23 protein-coding genes and 1 riboswitch are annotated in these 17902 nt (G+C 66.2%); of the genes, 8 read left to right on the forward strand and 15 right to left on the reverse strand.

Going from position 1 to position 17902, the window contains the following annotated elements; genetic code table 11:
• Nucleotides 1–175: 175 nt before the first annotated feature.
• From SynRS9909_RS08585 to SynRS9909_RS08615, 7 genes are read left to right on the forward strand one after another with little or no spacing between them, the layout of a single operon-like run.
• Nucleotides 176–532 carry a cation:proton antiporter subunit C gene (locus tag SynRS9909_RS08585; RefSeq protein WP_007102153.1) on the forward strand — a complete coding sequence of 119 codons (357 nt, stop codon included), beginning with the start codon at nucleotides 176–178 and terminating at the stop codon, nucleotides 530–532.
• Nucleotides 529–2031, forward strand: coding sequence for a proton-conducting transporter membrane subunit (locus SynRS9909_RS08590; RefSeq protein ID WP_007102152.1), 1503 nt, complete (start codon nucleotides 529–531; stop codon nucleotides 2029–2031). Before SynRS9909_RS08585 ends, SynRS9909_RS08590 begins: the two co-directional genes overlap by 4 nt.
• Nucleotides 2028–2438, forward strand: a complete 411-nt coding sequence (locus tag SynRS9909_RS08595) for a Na+/H+ antiporter subunit E (RefSeq protein WP_007102151.1) — start codon at nucleotides 2028–2030, stop codon at nucleotides 2436–2438. Before SynRS9909_RS08590 ends, SynRS9909_RS08595 begins: the two co-directional genes overlap by 4 nt.
• On the forward strand, nucleotides 2435–2683 hold the full coding sequence (locus tag SynRS9909_RS08600; RefSeq protein WP_007102150.1) for a hypothetical protein: 249 nt from the start codon (nucleotides 2435–2437) through the stop codon (nucleotides 2681–2683). The genes SynRS9909_RS08595 and SynRS9909_RS08600 overlap by 4 nt, the downstream gene beginning before the upstream one ends.
• Entirely contained in the window at nucleotides 2683–2967 is a 285-nt protein-coding gene (locus tag SynRS9909_RS08605) for a monovalent cation/H(+) antiporter subunit G (protein ID WP_007102149.1), read from the forward strand. The genes SynRS9909_RS08600 and SynRS9909_RS08605 overlap by 1 nt, the downstream gene beginning before the upstream one ends.
• Entirely contained in the window at nucleotides 2964–3488 is a 525-nt protein-coding gene (locus SynRS9909_RS08610) for a hydrogenase subunit MbhD domain-containing protein (RefSeq protein ID WP_007102148.1), read from the forward strand. The genes SynRS9909_RS08605 and SynRS9909_RS08610 overlap by 4 nt, the downstream gene beginning before the upstream one ends.
• Nucleotides 3485–4150 (forward strand): Na(+)/H(+) antiporter subunit B, encoded by a 666-nt coding sequence (locus tag SynRS9909_RS08615; protein ID WP_007102147.1) that lies wholly within the window; start codon nucleotides 3485–3487, stop codon nucleotides 4148–4150. Before SynRS9909_RS08610 ends, SynRS9909_RS08615 begins: the two co-directional genes overlap by 4 nt.
• On the opposite strand, the gene SynRS9909_RS08620 is transcribed toward SynRS9909_RS08615, so the two are convergent.
• Genes SynRS9909_RS08620 through SynRS9909_RS08635 form a run of 4 tightly spaced genes read right to left on the reverse strand, consistent with a single transcriptional unit; the run spans nucleotide 4147 to nucleotide 7495 of the window.
• Entirely contained in the window at nucleotides 4147–5475 is a 1329-nt protein-coding gene (locus tag SynRS9909_RS08620) for a hypothetical protein (protein ID WP_007102146.1), read from the reverse strand. The two genes, SynRS9909_RS08615 and SynRS9909_RS08620, sit on opposite strands and share 4 nt — an antisense overlap.
• Complete coding sequence (locus SynRS9909_RS08625) at nucleotides 5472–6191, reverse strand: TIGR03943 family protein (protein ID WP_007102145.1); 720 nt, start codon at nucleotides 6189–6191, stop codon at nucleotides 5472–5474. The genes SynRS9909_RS08620 and SynRS9909_RS08625 overlap by 4 nt, the downstream gene beginning before the upstream one ends.
• Nucleotides 6167–7135 (reverse strand): permease, encoded by a 969-nt coding sequence (locus SynRS9909_RS08630; RefSeq protein ID WP_007102144.1) that lies wholly within the window; start codon nucleotides 7133–7135, stop codon nucleotides 6167–6169. Before SynRS9909_RS08630 ends, SynRS9909_RS08625 begins: the two co-directional genes overlap by 25 nt.
• An 18-nt stretch (nucleotides 7136–7153) precedes the next feature.
• A complete protein-coding gene (locus SynRS9909_RS08635; RefSeq protein WP_038001948.1) occupies nucleotides 7154–7495 on the reverse strand; it encodes a c-type cytochrome in 342 nt (113 codons plus the stop codon).
• Nucleotides 7496–7665: 170 nt separating this feature from the next.
• On the opposite strand from SynRS9909_RS08635, the gene SynRS9909_RS08640 reads away from it, so the two are divergent.
• Nucleotides 7666–8148 (forward strand): hypothetical protein, encoded by a 483-nt coding sequence (locus tag SynRS9909_RS08640; protein ID WP_038001242.1) that lies wholly within the window; start codon nucleotides 7666–7668, stop codon nucleotides 8146–8148.
• Between the two features lie 18 nt (nucleotides 8149–8166).
• Here SynRS9909_RS08640 and SynRS9909_RS08645 read toward each other — a convergent pair whose 3' ends face one another.
• From SynRS9909_RS08645 to SynRS9909_RS14035, 11 genes are all read right to left on the reverse strand, one after another.
• Nucleotides 8167–8757, reverse strand: a complete 591-nt coding sequence (locus SynRS9909_RS08645) for a HupE/UreJ family protein (protein ID WP_038001947.1) — start codon at nucleotides 8755–8757, stop codon at nucleotides 8167–8169.
• A 44-nt stretch (nucleotides 8758–8801) separates the two neighbouring features.
• Nucleotides 8802–9437 (reverse strand): HupE/UreJ family protein, encoded by a 636-nt coding sequence (locus tag SynRS9909_RS08650; RefSeq protein WP_007102140.1) that lies wholly within the window; start codon nucleotides 9435–9437, stop codon nucleotides 8802–8804.
• 7 nt (nucleotides 9438–9444) lie between these two features.
• Nucleotides 9445–9593: riboswitch (cobalamin riboswitch) on the reverse strand.
• 7 nt (nucleotides 9594–9600) lie between these two features.
• Entirely contained in the window at nucleotides 9601–9861 is a 261-nt protein-coding gene (locus SynRS9909_RS08655) for a DUF3721 domain-containing protein (protein ID WP_083774527.1), read from the reverse strand.
• A 41-nt stretch (nucleotides 9862–9902) separates the two neighbouring features.
• Nucleotides 9903–10745 carry a metal ABC transporter permease gene (locus SynRS9909_RS08660; RefSeq protein ID WP_007102138.1) on the reverse strand — a complete coding sequence of 281 codons (843 nt, stop codon included), beginning with the start codon at nucleotides 10743–10745 and terminating at the stop codon, nucleotides 9903–9905.
• Between the two features lie 7 nt (nucleotides 10746–10752).
• Nucleotides 10753–11487, reverse strand: coding sequence for a DUF1028 domain-containing protein (locus tag SynRS9909_RS08665; protein ID WP_007102137.1), 735 nt, complete (start codon nucleotides 11485–11487; stop codon nucleotides 10753–10755).
• Entirely contained in the window at nucleotides 11484–12776 is a 1293-nt protein-coding gene (locus SynRS9909_RS08670) for a Zn-dependent hydrolase (protein ID WP_007102136.1), read from the reverse strand. The genes SynRS9909_RS08665 and SynRS9909_RS08670 overlap by 4 nt, the downstream gene beginning before the upstream one ends.
• 88 nt (nucleotides 12777–12864) lie before the next feature.
• Complete coding sequence (gene asnB, locus SynRS9909_RS08675) at nucleotides 12865–14889, reverse strand: asparagine synthase (glutamine-hydrolyzing) (RefSeq protein ID WP_007102135.1); 2025 nt, start codon at nucleotides 14887–14889, stop codon at nucleotides 12865–12867.
• 8 nt (nucleotides 14890–14897) lie between these two features.
• On the reverse strand, nucleotides 14898–16013 hold the full coding sequence (locus SynRS9909_RS08680) for an aspartate carbamoyltransferase (protein ID WP_007102134.1): 1116 nt from the start codon (nucleotides 16011–16013) through the stop codon (nucleotides 14898–14900).
• A 178-nt stretch (nucleotides 16014–16191) separates the two neighbouring features.
• Nucleotides 16192–16320, reverse strand: a complete 129-nt coding sequence (locus tag SynRS9909_RS14030; RefSeq protein WP_255441017.1) for a hypothetical protein — start codon at nucleotides 16318–16320, stop codon at nucleotides 16192–16194.
• 12 nt (nucleotides 16321–16332) lie between these two features.
• Nucleotides 16333–17751, reverse strand: a complete 1419-nt coding sequence (locus SynRS9909_RS08685) for an urea transporter (protein WP_007102132.1) — start codon at nucleotides 17749–17751, stop codon at nucleotides 16333–16335.
• Complete coding sequence (locus tag SynRS9909_RS14035) at nucleotides 17751–17879, reverse strand: hypothetical protein (protein ID WP_007102131.1); 129 nt, start codon at nucleotides 17877–17879, stop codon at nucleotides 17751–17753. The genes SynRS9909_RS08685 and SynRS9909_RS14035 overlap by 1 nt, the downstream gene beginning before the upstream one ends.
• Nucleotides 17880–17902 lie beyond the last annotated feature (23 nt).

Raw genomic sequence — 17902 nt, forward strand, 5'->3', positions numbered from 1 at the left:
GGGTGAAATGAAAACCGGGTTCATTGTCACGCCCGCACGGCGCGGAAGCAGCTGCGCAAGCCGATGCCGTGATGAAGTGTCACCACGGGCAGCCCGGGACCCCAGCTCGGGGCATCCGCTGCGTTGCCGCATCTAACGTCATGCAGCACAAGGGTTCCCGCAGGGCTGAACGTTGATGGCTGCGATCCGGCTCCTGGAACTGTTGATCTTGCTCACGGCCCTGATCGGCTTCTGCGGGCTGCTGCTGCGCAAAAACCTGATCCAGAAAGTGCTGGCGATGGATGTGCTCGGCAGCGCCGTGGTCGCCCTTTTTGTGCTGCTGGCTGCCCGCACCGGACTGCGCAGTCCGATCCTCCCCACGGCCGACCAACCCCTCACCCAGGCCCTGCTGCAGAACGCCGACCCGATTCCCCAGGCGGTGATCCTCACGGCCATCGTGATCGGCCTTTCGATTCAGGCCCTGCTGCTGGTGGTGATCAGCCGCCTGTCGGCTGTGGATCCCTGCCTGGAACCGGAGAGCTTTGAAGAATGAGCCCACTTGCTCTCCCCATCACCGCCCTGCTGGGCCCCTACCTGGCCGCCTTTCTCAATGCCCTGCTGCCCTTCCTGGGGCGGCCCTTGTTGCTCGCCTGCAGCCTCAGCAGTGCCGGGCTTGGCCTGAAGGCGATCCTCAGCAGCAGCCCGCAGCTGCTGGCCTGGCTCGGCCCCCTCGGCGTGAAGCTGTCCATCGACCCTCTGGCGGGTTGGTTTCTGCTTCTCGATGGCCTGGTGTTTTGCGCCGTGTTGCTCGATGGCTGGAGCCGACCGCAACGGGCCAGCCAACTCACCCTGATGCTCGTGCTGCTGGGTGGCCTTGGCGGTGCCGCGGTGGTGACCGACCTGATCAGCCTTTACGTGACCCTGGAGGTGATCAGCATCGCCGCCTTTCTGCTCATCCTCTCCGAAACCGACACCAACCTCTGGATCGGCCTGCGCTATCTGCTGTTCGGCAACACTGCCATGACCCTCTACCTGGTGGGTGCAGCCTTGCTCTATGCCCAGACGGAAAGCTTCGGCCTCAGCGAGGCCGCCTCGCTGCCCCTCTGTGCCGGGCACGTGTTCCTGCTGATCGGCCTTTTCACCAAGGGAGGCCTGTTCCTGAACGGGTTCTGGCTGCCTGCCACCCATGCGGCAGCCGCAGCACCGATCTCAGCCCTGCTTTCAGGCTCGGTCGTGACCGCCGGGGTGATCCCCCTGGTGCGCTTCAGCCTCCTGAATGAGCCGCTGGCCCTGCGCATCGGCACGGTGGGATTGGCCAGTGCTCTGCTCGGTGTGATCGCCGGTCTGATCTGCACCGATGTGAAGCGGTTACTGGCCTGGAGCACCCTGTCGCAGATGGGATTGCTGGTGTTGATGCCCGCCAGCGCCGGCCTCTTCGGCCTGGCCCATGGGCTGGCCAAGGCCGCGCTCTTTCTCAGTTGCCGCCAGCTGCCCACCCGGGCGCTGGCCCACTGGAACCTCGGGAACTGCCGCCCGGATCAGCGTCTCGCCTTCTGGCTTGCCCCCCTCTCCCTCGCCGGTCTGCCGCCCCTGATCGGCGCCCTGGCCAAAACCGGCACTCCCTCCCTCGCCGGCCCCTGGCTCGCGCCCCTGCTCAGCCTGATCGCGATCCTGGCGATCGCGGCGTATGCCCGTCTCTGGAGCCGGGGCGGCGCAGCCGACGCGCCGGGGGAGCTGGCCCTAGTGACCGCCGCAGGCGACCGGGGCTGGTCGGCGGGAGTGGTGCTGCTGCTGGCGCTGTTGTGGCTGCCCCTGCTCCGGCCCACCTCCCTCACCCCCCTGCTGTTGCCCACCAAGTGGCTCTGGCTCGGCGCGAACCTGGCAGCAGGCCTGCTGCTCCATCAGCTGCTGCAGCACCAACGCCAGGCTCCAACCGGCACTCCCAGCACCGCCCCTCCTTTTGTGCTCGAACGCCTGGAACACCTGATCGGAGGGCTGGGCTTGATGGGCAGCGGCCTGCTCCTGAGCCTGCCGGGAGGGTGGCCGCGATGACCTGGTTGCTCAGCTGCCTCTTCCGCCTGCTGCTCTGGTTTCTGCTCACCGGCGATCGCTCCGGCCTGAACCTGCTCATCGGCGCGATCGTGACCGTGTTGTTGCCCCAACGGCGCGGACGCAGCGATCTGCTGTCCTTGCTGCGGGCGCTGGTTCAGGCGGTCGCCGCCATCCCCCATGCCTATGCCGAAGCCTTTCGGCTGATGCTGGCGCCGGCGGAAACGGAACAGTGGCTGGAGCGGCCCTCAAGCGGCACCCGCACCGCGGCAGCGATCTTCCTTGAGGTGTTTGCGATCACGCTCACGCCCTTCACCCTGGTGCTCGGGGTCAGCGCCGGGCCCGATGGCCCCACCTACCGCATCCATCAGCTGCAGCCGAGCAGCGGCCTCGAGGAGCAGGAACCATGACGCTGCTGCTCTGGGGCATGGTGCTGGCCCTGCTGGTGCCGATCACGGTGATGGTGCGACCGATTCCCGCCTGGGATCGATTAGCGGCCTTCGCCAGCGTGTCAACCAAGGTGGCGATGATCATCCTGGTGGTGGCGGTGATCCGGGACGAGCGGATGCTCGCCCTGGTGGGTGCGATCGCCCTCAGCGCCGGCAACGCCGGCATGATGCTGCTCGCCCATCTGCTGCGGGAGGTGGAAACCTGATGCACGCCTGGCTCCATCCCCTCAGCCTGTTCCTGCTCAGCCTCGGCCTGCTGATGTGGTTCTGGGGCACCTGGCCCCTGCTGCAGCAGCGCAGCCTGCTGGTGAAGCTGCATCGCCTCTCGGTGGCCGACACACTTGGCTCGGCCCTGATGCTCGCAGGCCTCTGGCTGCGCCGCGCTGATCTCTGGCCCCTGCTGCTGCTGGCGCTGATCGGCCTGATGCTCTGGAACACGATCTTCGGCTACGTGCTCGCCAGCTCCTCCCAGACCCCCCGAAGCCGATGACGACCTCGCTCAGCCTGCAGGGACAGCTGGATGTGCTGCTGCCGATCACGGCCCTGCTTCCCCTCTGTGCCCTGCTGTTGGTGAGTCAGTCGAGCCCGTGGCAGAGCCTGATGCTGCGCGGCATTCTCGGCTCCCTCTCCACCATGCTCTACGCCCTGCTCGGCGCCGTGGATGTAGCCCTCACCGAAGCCCTGGTGGGCACCTTGCTCTCCACCACCCTCTACGCGGTGGCGATGCGCTCCTCGATGACCCTGCGCCTCGATGACCGGCGCCAGCAAGCCGGCAGCGAAGACGAGGAGTTGCTGCAGTGGATCAGCCCCCTGCATCTCCGGCTCCGGCTGATGACCAGCGCCGACAACATCAGCGGCCAGACCAGGGTGCGTCATGGCTGGCTCGAGGAGGGCCGCACCCTGGTGCTCACCCGGGCCGCCCTGGCACGACGCCTGCGGAACTCACCGGGATTCGAACGCTGGCAGGCCCTTGGCGGCAGCCTCCGCCTCCAGGAGGACGCAACAGCATGAACTGGATCTGGATCTATCTGCTGGCTGCGATCGCCCTGTTCGCGGCCCCCCTGCAGAGCGCACTGCCTTCGGTGGATGGCATCACCACCACGATCGAAACGATCCGGCAACAGACCGGGGTGCCCAATCTCGTGTCGGGGGTGATCCTGCAGACCCGCCTGTTCGACACGGTGGCGGAAGTGGTGGTGTTCACCCTGGCCGCCAGCGGCGTGCGCCAGGTGCTGAGCGGCGAACCCCAGCGCCTGAGGGTGCGTGGCATGGTGGATGCGCCATCGCGGGTGCTCTGCGAGGTGGGATCCACCGTGGCCGCCCTGATCGCCGTGGAACTGGCCCTGCGTGGTCACCTCAGCCCCGGCGGCGGCTTCGCGGCAGGCGTGGCGGGCGGCACCGCGATCGGCCTGCTGTTGATCAGCGGCGGCGCCGAACGCTACGAAGAGATCTATCTGCGCTGGCGGGCCGATTGGCTCGAAAAAGTTGCCGTGGTGGTGTTCATCCTGATCGCCGCGGCCTCCCTGGCCGGGCTCGACCTGCCCCAGGGGCGTTTCGGTGCCCTGTTCAGCGGCGGCTGGATCCCGCTGCTCAACGCCCTGGTGGCCATCAAGGTGACCCTCGGCTCCTGGGCGATGATTCAGCGACTGGTGCGGCACCGCGGCTTGCTTTAAGGCAGCCAGCGGGCCAACGCCACCGGGGAATCGAGCACGTTGAGCTGGAGCCCCGCCAGCTTCACCAAGGCCGGTTGGGCCGCTCCCTGTGGGCCCTTGCGCAGGGTGAGCAACAGCTGTTGCCCCACCGGATCGAAGCCAAGGGATGCACCGCTCTCCAGCGACCATGGCGCCAGAGAACGCCGAGCCTGCACCGTTCCCTGCGCATCCAGCTGCAGCAGGGTATCCGTGCCCTGCCCGCCCCCCTCGCGCAGCACCACCCAGATGCGGGTGCCCATCGCATCACAGCTGGCCGCCATCACCGCCTGCTCCCCCAACCAGAGCTGCCGGGGAGCCTGCGACGGAATCACCAGCTCCAGGGAGCGCCGGTAGTCGGGCCAGTGACGCACCAACACGGCCCGTCCGGCACCACTGCAGAAGGCGCGCAGATCCCGGCTGCCAGGCAGGAGCTGCCGCCGCTCCGTGCCACCTTCCGCCGACTGCAGCGCCTCCAGCGAAGCCAGGGCCAGACCGTTATCGGTCGGCAGCACCACGGCGCCACCGCTCGGCAGCAGCTGCATCGTGCCGGAGGGTTGCACAGCGAGATCCACACGACGCCCAGTGCGCTCGCGCAGAGTCACCTGATCACTGTCTGGCTCCTGACCACCGGTCTGGATCAGCAGATCCCCCTGGCGGTCGGCGCTCAGGTGCACAAACATCTGGGCAGGGGCTGTGAGCGGGACCGTCTGCCCCCGCACCGGAAACGCGGGACGCTCCGGGGCCGGCACCAGCGACCGGGGTTGCAACCGTTGCAGCCAACCCTGTTGATAGCCCTGGGCATCGGCGCTGACGTAGGCCACGCCAGCCCCCTGACCGAGAGGCTCCACCTGCAGGATGCGCGGATGCATGCCGCTGAGGGGCATCCAGGTGCCGTCATGGCGACGCAGCCGCAGTTGTTCCCCCTGGCGCGTGCGGGCCACCGCCAGCAGATGGGGGCGTGGATCCCACCACCAGGCCGTTGTGGGCAGAGCGAGGCCGCGGTTGTCGTCTCCGCCCAACTGAAGCCGCAAGGGCTGACGCAGCGGCTGCTCCAGATCAAGCAGCAAACGCAGCAGCCGTTGCTCCCCCTGAAAGCGATGGGGACGGTCGGGCTGCAGCCGACTGTCCTGCAGCACGGACGCGAAGCGCATCGGTCGGCTGAAGCGCAGATCCAACGCTGCAGCAGCGGAATGCACCGGCGCCGGCGCGATGCTTTCCAGATGGGGCGGCTGGCGCAGCAGGAACTGCTGCTGGACGGTCGCCAGCCCGGCCGCACCGATCAGCAGAAGCCACAGCGTTCGTGTCATGGCTCCAGGGGCCGCTCCGGTCGCGGAATCGGCGTGATCCGCTCCGGCACCACCACCGGTCGCTGTCGACCCGCCACGCTCTTCACGGTCATGGTGCCATCAATCTCCAGCCATTGATTCACCGCTGGCGCCACCCCACCGGGCCAGGCCACATCCAGCCCGGCCGGCGTCGCATCAGCCAGACAACAGCGCACCAGCAAACGCGCCAGCTGGGGCGGCTCACCGGCACGCTCCAGCACGAATCCACTGATGCGCACTGGCGCCCCGTCATGCAGGGCGGGGTCGGGCTGACTACGCAACAGACGCACCCATTCGGTGAGGCTGCGCTGCTCCGGGGGCAGATGAAAGATCAAAACCGGTCCGTCGGGCAGGGCCGTGGGCCGGGTGGCCGCCAGGTCGCTGAAGGAGGGGGCCGGTGGAAACGCCAGCACGGCAGCTGCCGCACCAGCGCTCAACACCCAGTGCCAGGGCACCGCTCCACCGGCGCGCAGGCGCAGAGCCGGCGGGCGACGCCACCCCAGAGGCAGCCACCAGAGCACAGCGAGGAGAAGCAGCAGGGCACCGGCCAGGCTCACCAGGGGATGGAAGGCTTCGCGCAGAAGCAACGACAAACGGCCGGACCAACCACTCCAGAACAACAACCAGCCCCAGAGCGCCAGCAGCAGGGAGGGAAGCATCGCCGCCAGCACCCTCACAGCAGCAGCCCATTGACCCATTGCCCCATCAGCAGCACCACCATCGCCGCCGCCACCGCCGTGATCGCAATCGCCCGGGGCTTGAGCACCACCGTGAACAAGCCAGCGAGCTTGAGATCCACCACCGGCCCCAGGAGCAGAAAGGCGAGCAGGGCCCCGGGCGTGACCTGGGCCGCGAAGCCCAGGGCCAGGAAGGCATCCACACTGGAGCACACCGAAATCACCACCGCCATCAGCATCAGGGCGAGGATCGAGAGCGTTGGCGCCTCCCCCACGGCCAGAAGCCAGCTGCGGGGCAGAAAGGTCTGCACGCTGGCAGCGATTGCGCAACCCACAACCAACAGGCTGAGAAGATCGAGGAACTCACGGCTGCTGTGGGCGAGCAGATCCGCAGGCGCCAGCCGGGCCTGTGCCGGTGCCGGCAGAGGCGCCTGTGCCTCGATGGCAGAAGCGCCGAGCATGCCGCTGCGGCGCTCCAACAGGCCCACCTGGGCGAGAGGCTGGCTCAGACGCCGCTCCTCCAGGAGAGCATCGGTGAGCAGGGCGTGTTCGGGAACAGGCCGCAACACGAACGTGAGCACCATGGCGATCAGAAAGGCACCGCAAGGCCGGGCGATCAGTAGCCAGGGTTGATCGGGAAACGCCGCCCAGGTGCTGGCGATCACGATCGGGTTGAGCACCGGCGCGGCGAACAGAAAGCCGAAGCCGGTGCCGAGGGGCGCACCACTGGCAATCAGACGCCGGGCGATCGGCACGTTGCCGCACTCACAGGCTGGCAGGGCAAACCCCATCAGGGCGCCCACCACGGGGGCCAGCAAGGGCTGGCGCGGCAGCCGACGGATCCAACCGGTCTGGGGCAGCAGCCAACGCGCCAGGGCGGAGATGGCCACACCGAGCAACAGAAAGGGCAGGGCCTCCAGCAACAGGCCCTGAAAGATTGCCCAGGCTGTGGAGAGGGGAACCATCAAGGCTCCGCCGCAGCCTCAGCTCCAGCCCTTGCTGGCCTGCTCTTCCACATAGGCCGCCACATCAGAAATCTGAGTTTCGGTGAGCGTATCGATGAATGCGGGCATGGCGTTGCGGCCGTAGGTCACCTGGGCGACGATCGCGCTCTCATGACCATTGGAATACTGGGCCAGATAGTCCTGCAGATCAGCCTGCCTGAGGGTGCGCTCGCCGTTAACGATGTTGCCCCCACCGGCATGGCAGGCGGCACAGTTAGAGGAAAACACCTTCGCTCCCAGGGCGGCATCCGCAGCGGAGGCGCTCAGTGGCGCCCACAGAGCACAGAGCAGAGCAAGGGCAAAGGAGAGAAGCAGGCGCATGACCGACAGCGCAGTGTTGGTCACATTGTTGGCAGGAATCTTCAGCGGGGTTGATCGCAACCAGCAGTTGTCATCGATTTGTCACCGAAGGCCCATCGATCCGCCATCAACAACCGATCGGAGACAGATCCCCTGGCCATCCGTATCGTCCAGACAATGGCGTCAGCACCTTGATCCCTCCCCTCCCCCGGCACTGTCTCGCCGTCGTGCTCGGTCTGCTCTGCTGGCTGCAGACCCTGACGCTGCCGACCGCGGCGTTGGCCTGTGTGCCAGGCCTGGATTGGGGCATGCAGCGCTCCCATCTGGAAAACCGCCTCGGGGTGTCGCTCATCGAGGCGGGCGATCGCACCCTTGAGGCCCATGGCTTGACGATCGGTGAGCTGCCCGTGACGCGCCTGCGGCTTCAGCTCAACGATGGGGGGCTCCAACAGCTCGCCTATGAGCTGGAGCCGGATGCGATGACGGAGGTGCTGGCTGGCCTGCGCTCGCGCTATGGCGCCCCGGTGAGCACCACGGTGGAAACGGAAGGCCACCCCATGCAGCAGGTGTGGGTCTGGAACACCGGCACTGATTGCATCACGGCGGTGCGAGCAGGAGACGAAGCGTTCCTGCTCAGCTATCGGCCCAGTCGACTCAATCCAGCCCTGCTCTGATCTCGCTGGGCAACGCCATCAAGCGCTGATCGCCACCGGCAGGAGCAGCAAGCCACCGCCCAGCACCACAAACACAGCACCGGCACGACGCAGCAGGGGGGCGGGAAGGCGTTGCATCAACACGGTGGTCACACCCACCACCAGGGCAGAAGCCAGCAGGGCACCGGTCCACCAGAGCAGGCTGCCCTGATCGCGGGGGGCTTCCAGGCCGTGGAGCATGGCGTGGATCGCGATGCCACCCGCCACCAACGGACCAGCCACAGCGGCCAGACGGGCGGGCGCCAACAGCACCAGTCCCACCGAAGCGATCGCCAGGGAAGCGAGGATTTCAGCGGCGGGAACCGTCACACCACCGAAGCCGATCGCGGCACCCAGCAGGGCACCAGCCAGGGCCCAGAGCAACAGGCGCGTGGAAAGAGCCGCCGCAACGGTGCCGACCGCCACCAGCATCACCAGGTGATCGAGTCCGAGCAGCGGGTGGGCAACACCGGCGAGCAAGCCACCGGAAGCCTCGCCGTGGGCCTGGGCGGAGGGGGACGCAAGCGTGGCCACCAGGGCGGCTGTCAGTCCGACCGGCAGAAGCAGTCGGCGATTGTTCGTGAAAACCATGGGAATGAAACCGAGAAACAACACCGAAAAACAACGCGGAGTGATCAGGCCACCAGGGCCGTCCAGGCGAAGGCGGCGCCCATGCCGATCCAGATGCCGGCTGCCAGACGTCGACCGTTCTCACCGATCGCGGCAATCCAGCGCCTCGAACCGAGGCACACGGCGAGAAGCAGAGCTCCCTGGCCGAGAAACAGGCCGAGGAAATAGGCGAACAACGGCGTGGGTTCGGCCCCCACGATCGTGCCACCGAGCAGATAGCCATGCAGACCCATCACGGGCATCAGCAAGGCGGTGGGCAGGCTGCCCAGGGCGATCAGGCCTTCGATCGCCAGGCTCAGCGACACCAGCGCTTCCGCCTGCGGCGCCAGGTCGGCGGACAGGGGCATCACCTGGGTGAGGGCCGCCCCCAGCAAGCCGGTGGCCAGCAACGGCAACACCCAGGCCACGGGACGCCCCAGGCCGATGAACCCGATCGCCAGCAGGAAGAGCAGATGGTCGGGACCCAGCAGGGGGTGGCCGATGCCGCTCACCAGGCCCTGCCAGGCATTGAGCTCAGCCCCCTCAGCCATGCCGAAGGGGTGATGGGCGAGGGCGGGGCCGGCCAGGCTCAGCAGCAACAGGGCACTGACCCCGATCAAACCGATGCCGCGAGAGGCACCGGAACAGTGGGAAAACTTCAAGTCGATCCTCGTCGATGGAAACCCCGGCGGGCGTTCTGACTGCCATCCGGCCTGGGCCGATGGTTCACAGCTGCGGGACAGCGATGGAATTTCACCATCTTTCCCCGTTACCTCCGGTGGCTGATCCCCACCGGAACCGAGACACCCTGTTCTAGCTCAGGACTCAATGGCCGGACTGGGCGTTCCCACCATGGTCATGGGCACTGCAGGGCATCCACTTGCTGCCCATGGCATGGGCCCCCTTGCAGTTGAACAGAGGAGCTGCCGCCTCGGCCTCCGCCTTGGTGTCGTAGAGCGCTTTCACCGCACCGCTGCCAGAGGAAGACTCACCACTGGTGTGTTGGGCACGGCCGGGTGCGGCCAGCAAGCCTGCAGACCAGAGGGACAGGGCGATCAGCAGGGTCGCCAGTGGTGACTGAACCATGGGAGCCAAGAGTTTCACCCCATTGTCATGCCAAGCCGCCATCAGGCGGAGAGGTTGGCTTGCCGGCGCCGCAGCACGCCGTGCTCGGGCGCCAACAGGAAGGCGAGCAGAAACAACCCCGTCTGCACCAACACGATGCAACCGGCCGTTGAGCTGTCACTCCAATAACTGAGATACACCCCGAACAGACTCGACACCACGCTGCTGCCCACGGCCAGCCAGGTCATGCGATCAAAACGATCGGTGAGCAAATAGGCGGTGGCACCCGGGGTCACCAGCATCGCCACCACCAGGATGATGCCCACGGTCTGGAGGCCAGCCACCGCCGCCAGAGACAGGATCGAGAGCAGCAGATAGTGCAACACACCGGTGTTGATCCCGATCGAACGGGCATGGGTGGGATCAAAACAGAACAGCAGCAGATCGCGTCGCAACAGCAGCAGCACCGCCGTCACCACCGCCGAAATCAGCAGGGTCTGCTGAATGTCAGCGGCGGAGATGCCCAACACATTGCCGAAGAGAATGTGGGTGAGATCGATGTTGCTGCGGGTCTTCGACACGAGCACGAGCCCCAGGGCAAAAAACCCCGTGAACACCAGGCCGATCACCGTGTCTTCCTTGATGCGCGATTTCTGCTTCACGAAACCGATCGCCGCCACCGAACCCACACCGAACACGAAAGCCCCAAGCGAAAAGGGCAAGCCAAGGGCGTAAGCCAGCACCACACCCGGCAGCACCGCATGGGAGACGGCATCCCCCATCAGGGCCCAACCCTTCAGGGTCATGTAGCAGGAGAGCAGGCCGCACACGGCCCCCACCAGGCCGCTCACCACCAGGGCACGCACCATGAAGTCATGACGCAGGGGTTCCAGCAACCAGTCCATCGGCAGATCAGGCGACCGTCCGATCTTCGCTGGCCGGATCGGCGCTGGCCCGATGGGGGATCGTGCGGTTGAGCGGGGTGCGATCCAGGGAGGGTCGCTGCAGCAGTTCCTGACGCCATTGCTGGGCCCAGCGCATCTGACTGCGCTCGTAGATCCGCTCCAGTTCCACAACGGCATCGTCGTGAAAATCCACCCGCAGATCCAGCAAGGGGAACGCCGCTTCGCCGCTCACCTGCAGCGCCGCCGATGTGGAGCGCTCCGCGCGCCGATCCCCCCCGGCATCTTCCCCGGCGCGCAGCGCCTGGAGCAGCCGTCGCCCAAGCTTCCAGCTGGGATCGGAGGCCAGAAACGCGGCCTCCATCGCCAGCAACACCTCCTCCCCCACCAGCAGATTGCCGGCCACAGCGACGTTGTCGCGGCAGCGATGCCCTGCCCAGGCGCCGCAGGCGTCGCCGGTCCAGCCGGCGGTGTGACCTGAGCCATCGATCAACTGCACCTGGCGCAGCTCCGCCTGGGGGTCATCAGCGAGCAATCCGCTCAGCACCACTGAGGCGCTCTGGTGCTGCTCCAGGCGCTCCAGTCCGCAGATGCCGAGGTAGGGGTTGGTGTGGGCCTGGGTGGCCACCGCTCCAACCCCGGCACGGATGTGGGGCACGGTGGAACCAACGGCAAGATGGCAGGTGGCCACGGCCACGCCGAAGCGACCGTTGTGGGGATCCCGGGCCAGGATCGAAAAGGTCATGGCGCCGGATGCAGGCTGCGGTCGAGCAGACGCAGGCTTTCCAGCAAGACGGCAGTGCCTGCCTGGCACTGATCCAGGCTGGTGAATTCAGCGGCGGAATGGCTCAGGCCCCGATGGCTGGGCACAAAGATCATGCCCATCGGCCAGCGACGACCGATCTCCTGGGCATCGTGACTGGCCCGGCTGGGCAGACGGCTGCTGGGCAGGCCAAACCGTTCGGCGGCCTGGCGGATCGCTGCCATCACGGTGGGGTCAGCCGGGGTTGGGGCCACCGCGAACTGGGGTTCCATCGCCAGGCGGCAGCCGGAGCGAGCACGGATCTGCTCGAGGGCCTGCTCAAGGCCGGCTTCGAGTGCATCGAGCACCGTGGCATCGAGATCGCGCATGTCGACCGTGAGCGTCACCGCACCCGACACCACATTGGCCGCATTGGGCCACACATCGAGCCGACCGACGGTGGCCACGGGGTCGCCGGGATGGTCCGAAGCCAGGCGCTCCACCGCCAGCACCACCTGGGCGGCCGCCACCAGGGCGTCCTGACGCCGGTCCATCGGGGTGGTGCCGGCATGGTTGGCCTGACCCTCCACCCGAATCGTGAAGCGGCGCTGTCCGACCACCCCCTCCACCACGCCGATCAGGTCACCGCGATTCTCAAGCACGCCCCCCTGTTCCACGTGCAGCTCCAAAAAGGCTGCGATCGCCTGATCGTCGCGGCGAGCCTGGGGCAGGGCATGCCAATCGCCACCGATGCTGGCGAGATTGCGCTCGATCGATTCGCCATTGCTGGTGGCATAGGCGTCAGGGTCGGCAGGGGCAACACCGGCCATTCCCTTGCAGCCCACCATCGTGGACTCCTCATCGGCGAACACCACCACTTCCAGCGGATGGCGCAGGCGGAGGCCCCGCTCCCCCAGGCAGCGCACCACCTCCAGACCGGCCAGCACCCCCAGGGCGCCGTCGTAGCGTCCACCCGTGGGCACCGTGTCGAGATGGGAGCCGGTCATCAGGGCGGGCAAGCTGGGTTCGGTGCCCTCGAGGCGACCGATCAGGTTGCCGGCCGCATCAACCCGCACCGTCAAGCCGGCCTCCAGCAACCAGGAGCTGAACAGTTCACGCCCCTGGCGATCGGCAGGGGTGAAACCGCGACGGCAGACGGAACCATCCTCCTGACCACCCACTTCCGCCATCGATTCCAGGCTGGCGAGCAAGCGCAAGCTGTTTGGTTCAATGCGACCCTGCCCGGCCTGACCGTGCATCTCAGCAGTGGGGAGCGTTTGCAGCAGGGTCAAGCACCAGCCTCAGTGTGAAGAATTAGAGATTAACGATCGCGGCAATGCTGAGGCAGTGATGTAGCGAGCGCCACCATTCCCCATCCGCTCACACGTGCCAGCCGAGGGCATCAGCTTTCTGGCGCGCTTGGGCGGGAACATCGGTGGCAATGAACATGCGATGCAGCATCTGCACCCCGAGCAGATGGTTGATCAGGGCATCCATCTGCACCCGATCGGCATCGGTGGTGGCGGGATCCTCATGGCGGGCGAACAGGTCGCGCACCCCCTCGGCGCTGAGCAGGCCGGCCTCGGCGATCGCCGCATCACTGAGGTAGTCGTCGGCCAGCTGCCGCATCTGGTTCCACTTGTCGGGCTCGGTGTGGGCTGGAGGGGCCATGAAGGCGAATTTCTCGCGCTTGTAGAGCACTTCCGGCAACAGCCCAGCCATCGCTTCTCGTAACACATATTTCTCCGTTTTGCCCTTGATGCGCAGCTCCGGAGGCACCTGCACCGCCGCCGCGGCCAGATGGTGATCCAGGAACGCGGGCCTCGCTTCCATCGAATGGGCCATGTCCACCCGATCGCCACCCCAGGTGAGGATCTGGCCCTCGAGCATGGTCTTGATCCACACGTATTGGGCCTTGTCGAGGGCGTGGCGCCCCTCGAGCTGATCGGCATCGAGGGTGGCGGCGATCGCCTTGCCGGGCGCATAGCCCTCGAGCGCCTGGCGATGGGGCTCCGACAGCAGGTCGGGCACGAGAGGAGCGCAGGCCAGCCAGGGCTGCAGGCAGCTGGGGGTGAAGCCCACCACCGCATCGAGATCGGGATCATCCACCTGATCCGCCGCCAACATCGCGCCCTGCACCAGGGCATTCGACTGCTGCAGCAGATCTTCCCAGCTGCGTCGCTCCGCCTCCGGCAGGTCGTTGAAACCATGCAGAAACATGTCGCGGCGGAAGGCGGGATAGCCCCCGAAGAGCTCATCGGAGCCCTCTCCGGTCATCACCACCTTGTAATCCACGGCATTCACATGGCGGCTCATCAGAAATTTCGCCACCGCCAGGGTGTTGTAGATCGTGCGTTCGGTGTGCCAGAGGGTGCGCTCCATCCAGCCATAAAGCTCCTTCCCTGACAAACGCATCAGGTCCTGTTCGGCGCCGGTCGCCTCCGCCATCTCCCGGGCGATCGGCGATTCGTCATAGCGGGCGTCATCGAAGCCGATCGTGAACGCCTTCACCGGGTTCTGACTCACCGCCGCCGCCAGCCCGAGGATCGAGCAGCTGTCGATGCCGCCGGAGAGGTAGCAGCCCACCGGCACGTCGGCCACCATGCGCAGCTCCACCGCGTCCAGCAGGGCGGCCCGGATCGCGTCGATGTGCTCCTGCTCGGTGATGGAAGCGTCGCGCTCCCCCTGCCTGGGGAAATCAAGATCCCAGTATTTCCAGTGCTCCACCGTGAGCTGGCCATCGCGGCGACGCACGGTGATGCCATGACCGGGTGGCACCTGGTGCACACCGGCGAAGGCGGTGGTGCCCGGCACCATCGTCTGCATGAGCTGGTGGAACAGGCCCTCGGAGGTGAAACGCCGCTCCACGGCCGGATGGGCAAACAGCACCTTCAGCTCGGAGCCGAACACCAAGCCCGCCGGCGTCAGCGCCCAATACTGGGGCTTGATTCCGAAGCGATCCCGCACCAGATGCAGGGCATCGTCGGCTTCGTCGTAGATCGCGAAGGCGAATTCGCCGCGCAGCTGCGGCAGGGTGGCTTCAAGCCCCTGCTGTTCATAGAGGCGCAGCAGGATTTCTGAATCGCTCTTGCTGTCGAAACGCACGCCGCGGGCGGTGAGATCAGCGCGGATGCGCTGGAAGTCGTAGAACTCGCCGTTGTGGGCCATCAGCAGCCGCGCCCCGGGGCCGGCGGCCTCGCTCAGGAAGGGCTGGCGGGCCCGCGTCTCGTTGAGGTCGATGATCGAGAGGCGGGCATGGCAGAAGCCGACGCCGGCATCGTCAAGGCTGCGGTAGCCGAAGCCGTCCGGACCACGATGCTCCTGGATCGCGGCCATGTTCACCAGCAGCTGGGGATCGACGCGCTGATGGGCCTGGGCGCTGAACACCCCTCCGATTCCACACATAATGGTCCTCAGATCACATCCATGACGCGGTCGATGCGCTCCACCATGCAGGTGAGCAACGCCATGCGCAAAAACACCGCACCGCGCGCCTGCGAGAAATACCAGTTATGGGGCGTGGTGTCCATGCAGGTGCTCAACTCCGCACCACGGGCGAGCGGATGCAACACGATGGCGTTGGGCTTGAACGGCAGATCATGGGTGATCCGAAAGGAATCACCGTGGGTCTCGTAGCTGTCGCCCACCCAGGCGATCGCGTTGATGTAGAGCACATCCAGCTCGGGCAATTCGCTCCGCAGGCTGGAGGTCCAGCGCACCGTCAGCCCCGCCTCCAGCAACTCCTCCAGCTGGCCGGGATCAAACAGATCCCCACTGGCATTGGTGGCGGGGTCGTGAATGATCACCAGCTCCGACACCATATGGGGGAATTTGGCGAGGATGCGCAGCAATGAGCGCACCGTGCGCATCCGGCTGGGGATTCCGATCACACCGATACGAATGCGTTCCGCTTCAGGCAGAGAGGGATTGGCCAGCTCAGGCCGCCATTTGAGGATCGTGTAGAGATCGGCCATCGCCTGGGTGGGATGTTCATCGATGCCGTTGCCGGCGTTGATGATTGGAATCCGCAATCCCTCCACCATCTGATACACGGCATCCGACTGGTTGTCGCGCAGCACCACGCAGTCGCCGTAGTTGTTGAACATGTGGGCGACATCCAGGAGCGATTCCCCCTTGGCGATCCCGGTGGAGCCACGATCGGTGATGTTGATCGAATCGCCGCCCAGGCGGTGCCAGGCGCTGTCGAAGGAGAGGCGGGTGCGAGTGCTCGGTTCATAGAAGGCGTTGATCAGCACCTTGCCGCGCAGGGGGTGGTTGTGGGCGATGTAGCGGTTGGGATTGCTCTCAAACTTGGCCGCCAAACGAAACAGCTGCAGCAAAGAATCGGCGCGAAAGGGCCGGATCGAGATCACATGCTGATCGGCGAGATCCAACAGGGCATCGCCGTTCTCCTGCACCGCATTGAGCAGCGACTGGGGATGGCTGGATCCGTACACATCCGGGCCAAGACGCTCAAAACGCTGGGGATCGCAGCGGTGGTCGCGCTCAATCACAGGACAACTGGCCATGACAACAACAGCGACACCACCGAAGGCGGCAATGTGGAGCGGGTGAGCATCCGGTGTGTCTCTGAACACCCTTAGACCAGGCTGCGCAGGGGGGGCGAGCCCATGCACGGTTTTCTTTACGCAATTGACGCTTTTTTGTAGCCGCTCAAACGTTTGACCCGAGCAAAGGTTCGCTGAGCTACCAGATGCGCCCCCGGCGCCATTCGATCCACCAGATCAGCAGCAGGGCGAGCACGGCGAGGATCAACCCCACCAGGCTTCCCACCACCACCAGTTCAAACAGGGTCGGTCCGGCGATCCAGGTCATGGCCAACATCGCTCAACCCTCCTTCAGGATGTGCCAGGAGAAACGCTCCGGCCACAGCTGGGTGCCCACCGCCATCACCAGGGCCGACACCGCCGCGGAAATCAACGCAGCGCAGTAAGGCGCGATCAGGGTGTAAGCCAGGAGGCCGCACACACTTCCCGCCACCATCGCAGCGATGGCGGCGACGCGATTGGCACTGCGCCAGTAGAGGCCATAGGCCACCGGCCAGATCGTGGAGGCCACCAGGGCACCGGTGAAGAACAGCACCGAGGCGAGCGAATCCAGCCGCGGCCAGGAGAGCGCCAGGGTGACGACCCCGAGGCCGATCACCACCAGCCGGGTCGCGCGTTTGAGCTCGGCATCGCTGAGCTGGGGGTTGAGCAGTTTGAACACCACATCCTCAGCCACCAGATCGGCCGTGGAGGCGAGCAGGGAATCCAGCGTGGAGGTGAGCGAGGCGAACACCACAACAAACACCATCGCCGCGCCGCCGGCGCCCAGCAGCTGGGAGGCCACCACGGGGAACACCATGTTCACCTGGGGCAGCTCAATCGCCTGGGCCAGCGCCACCAGCCCGATCGAGCCGGTCACCACGGGAACGGTCATCCAGGCGAGGCCACCGAACACAAACGAGCGAAACACCACCGAGGGGCGGCTTGCGAACACCCGCGACCACCAGATGTTGTTGTGAAACACCTCACCCATCGAGAAGAGGGCCGAATTCCAGGCGATCAACAGACCGGCGGGAAGCAGCAGGTTGAGGCGGCCGGGATGGCTGGCCACCAATTCGCGATGCACCTCCGGCACGGGGAACTGGCGAAAGGCGAGCACGGCCACCACCACCAGGAGCACCATGATCAGCAACGACTGAATGAAATCGGTGCCCACCACAGCACGCATGCCGCCATAGAGGGTGTAGATCGTGGAGACGCCGATCACCACCACCATGCCGAGGCGGTAATCGAAACCCGATAAGGCCTCCAGCAGGATCCCCGCCCCCATCGCCTGGGTCATCAGGAAGCCGAGGGTGTAGACCGCCGTGATCACCATGAACACCCACCAGGCCGCCCGGCCGTAACGCAGCCGGAAGAAATCGCCGCTGGTGCGACCGGCGGGCATCAGCTGCTTGATGCGCAGGGCCAGCGGGGCGAACAGGATCAGGCCCAAGCCGGCCAGGGCGTAGCTGACCATGCCCCAGAGCCCGTTGCGGTAGCCGAATTCGGGCGCCAGCAGGGTGGTGTTGCCGGTCACCCAGGAGGCCATCAGGGTGGCGGTGCTCAAGGCCAGGCCGATATTCCGCCCCGCCAGCATGTAGTCATCGGCGTCACCCTTGCCCTTCCGCCCCCAGGACACGCCGAGGGCGATCCAGAGCACGGAGAAGATCACCACCAGAGCCCAGGCGATCCCTGGCGCCAGAAAGGGTTGGGCCATCAATCCGCTCCCTCGAAGGGGTCGCGGCCCTGCCAGTGCCGATACCCCTGCCAGATCATCAGCGTGGTGGCCAGTGTGACCACGGCACCGAGCCCAAAAATCAGCAGGGCCTGTGGCAAATCATCCATGGGATTGCTTGCTGCCCTTCGGG

This window comes from Synechococcus sp. RS9909 (genome assembly GCF_014279595.1).
Taxonomy (GTDB): domain Bacteria; phylum Cyanobacteriota; class Cyanobacteriia; order PCC-6307; family Cyanobiaceae; genus Synechococcus_C.

Bases quoted from the DNA above. Each gene is read 5' to 3' on its own strand.
- SynRS9909_RS08585 (WP_007102153.1), top strand. From the start codon at position 176: ATGGCTGCGATCCGGCTCCTGGAACTGTTGATCTTGCTCACGGCCCTG.
- SynRS9909_RS08590 (WP_007102152.1), top strand. From the start codon at position 529: ATGAGCCCACTTGCTCTCCCCATCACCGCCCTGCTGGGCCCCTACCTG.
- SynRS9909_RS08595 (WP_007102151.1), top strand. From the start codon at position 2,028: ATGACCTGGTTGCTCAGCTGCCTCTTCCGCCTGCTGCTCTGGTTTCTG.
- SynRS9909_RS08600 (WP_007102150.1), top strand. From the start codon at position 2,435: ATGACGCTGCTGCTCTGGGGCATGGTGCTGGCCCTGCTGGTGCCGATC.
- SynRS9909_RS08605 (WP_007102149.1), top strand. From the start codon at position 2,683: ATGCACGCCTGGCTCCATCCCCTCAGCCTGTTCCTGCTCAGCCTCGGC.
- SynRS9909_RS08610 (WP_007102148.1), top strand. From the start codon at position 2,964: ATGACGACCTCGCTCAGCCTGCAGGGACAGCTGGATGTGCTGCTGCCG.
- SynRS9909_RS08615 (WP_007102147.1), top strand. From the start codon at position 3,485: ATGAACTGGATCTGGATCTATCTGCTGGCTGCGATCGCCCTGTTCGCG.
- SynRS9909_RS08620 (WP_007102146.1), bottom strand. From the start codon at position 5,475: ATGACACGAACGCTGTGGCTTCTGCTGATCGGTGCGGCCGGGCTGGCG.
- SynRS9909_RS08625 (WP_007102145.1), bottom strand. From the start codon at position 6,191: ATGGGTCAATGGGCTGCTGCTGTGAGGGTGCTGGCGGCGATGCTTCCC.
- SynRS9909_RS08630 (WP_007102144.1), bottom strand. From the start codon at position 7,135: ATGGTTCCCCTCTCCACAGCCTGGGCAATCTTTCAGGGCCTGTTGCTG.
- SynRS9909_RS08635 (WP_038001948.1), bottom strand. From the start codon at position 7,495: ATGCGCCTGCTTCTCTCCTTTGCCCTTGCTCTGCTCTGTGCTCTGTGG.
- SynRS9909_RS08645 (WP_038001947.1), bottom strand. From the start codon at position 8,757: ATGGTTTTCACGAACAATCGCCGACTGCTTCTGCCGGTCGGACTGACA.
- SynRS9909_RS08655 (WP_083774527.1), bottom strand. From the start codon at position 9,861: ATGGTTCAGTCACCACTGGCGACCCTGCTGATCGCCCTGTCCCTCTGG.
- SynRS9909_RS08660 (WP_007102138.1), bottom strand. From the start codon at position 10,745: ATGGACTGGTTGCTGGAACCCCTGCGTCATGACTTCATGGTGCGTGCC.
- SynRS9909_RS08665 (WP_007102137.1), bottom strand. From the start codon at position 11,487: ATGACCTTTTCGATCCTGGCCCGGGATCCCCACAACGGTCGCTTCGGC.
- asnB (WP_007102135.1), bottom strand. From the start codon at position 14,889: ATGTGTGGAATCGGAGGGGTGTTCAGCGCCCAGGCCCATCAGCGCGTC.
- SynRS9909_RS08680 (WP_007102134.1), bottom strand. From the start codon at position 16,013: ATGGCCAGTTGTCCTGTGATTGAGCGCGACCACCGCTGCGATCCCCAG.
- SynRS9909_RS14030 (WP_255441017.1), bottom strand. From the start codon at position 16,320: ATGACCTGGATCGCCGGACCGACCCTGTTTGAACTGGTGGTGGTGGGA.
- SynRS9909_RS08685 (WP_007102132.1), bottom strand. From the start codon at position 17,751: ATGGCCCAACCCTTTCTGGCGCCAGGGATCGCCTGGGCTCTGGTGGTG.
- SynRS9909_RS14035 (WP_007102131.1), bottom strand. From the start codon at position 17,879: ATGGATGATTTGCCACAGGCCCTGCTGATTTTTGGGCTCGGTGCCGTG.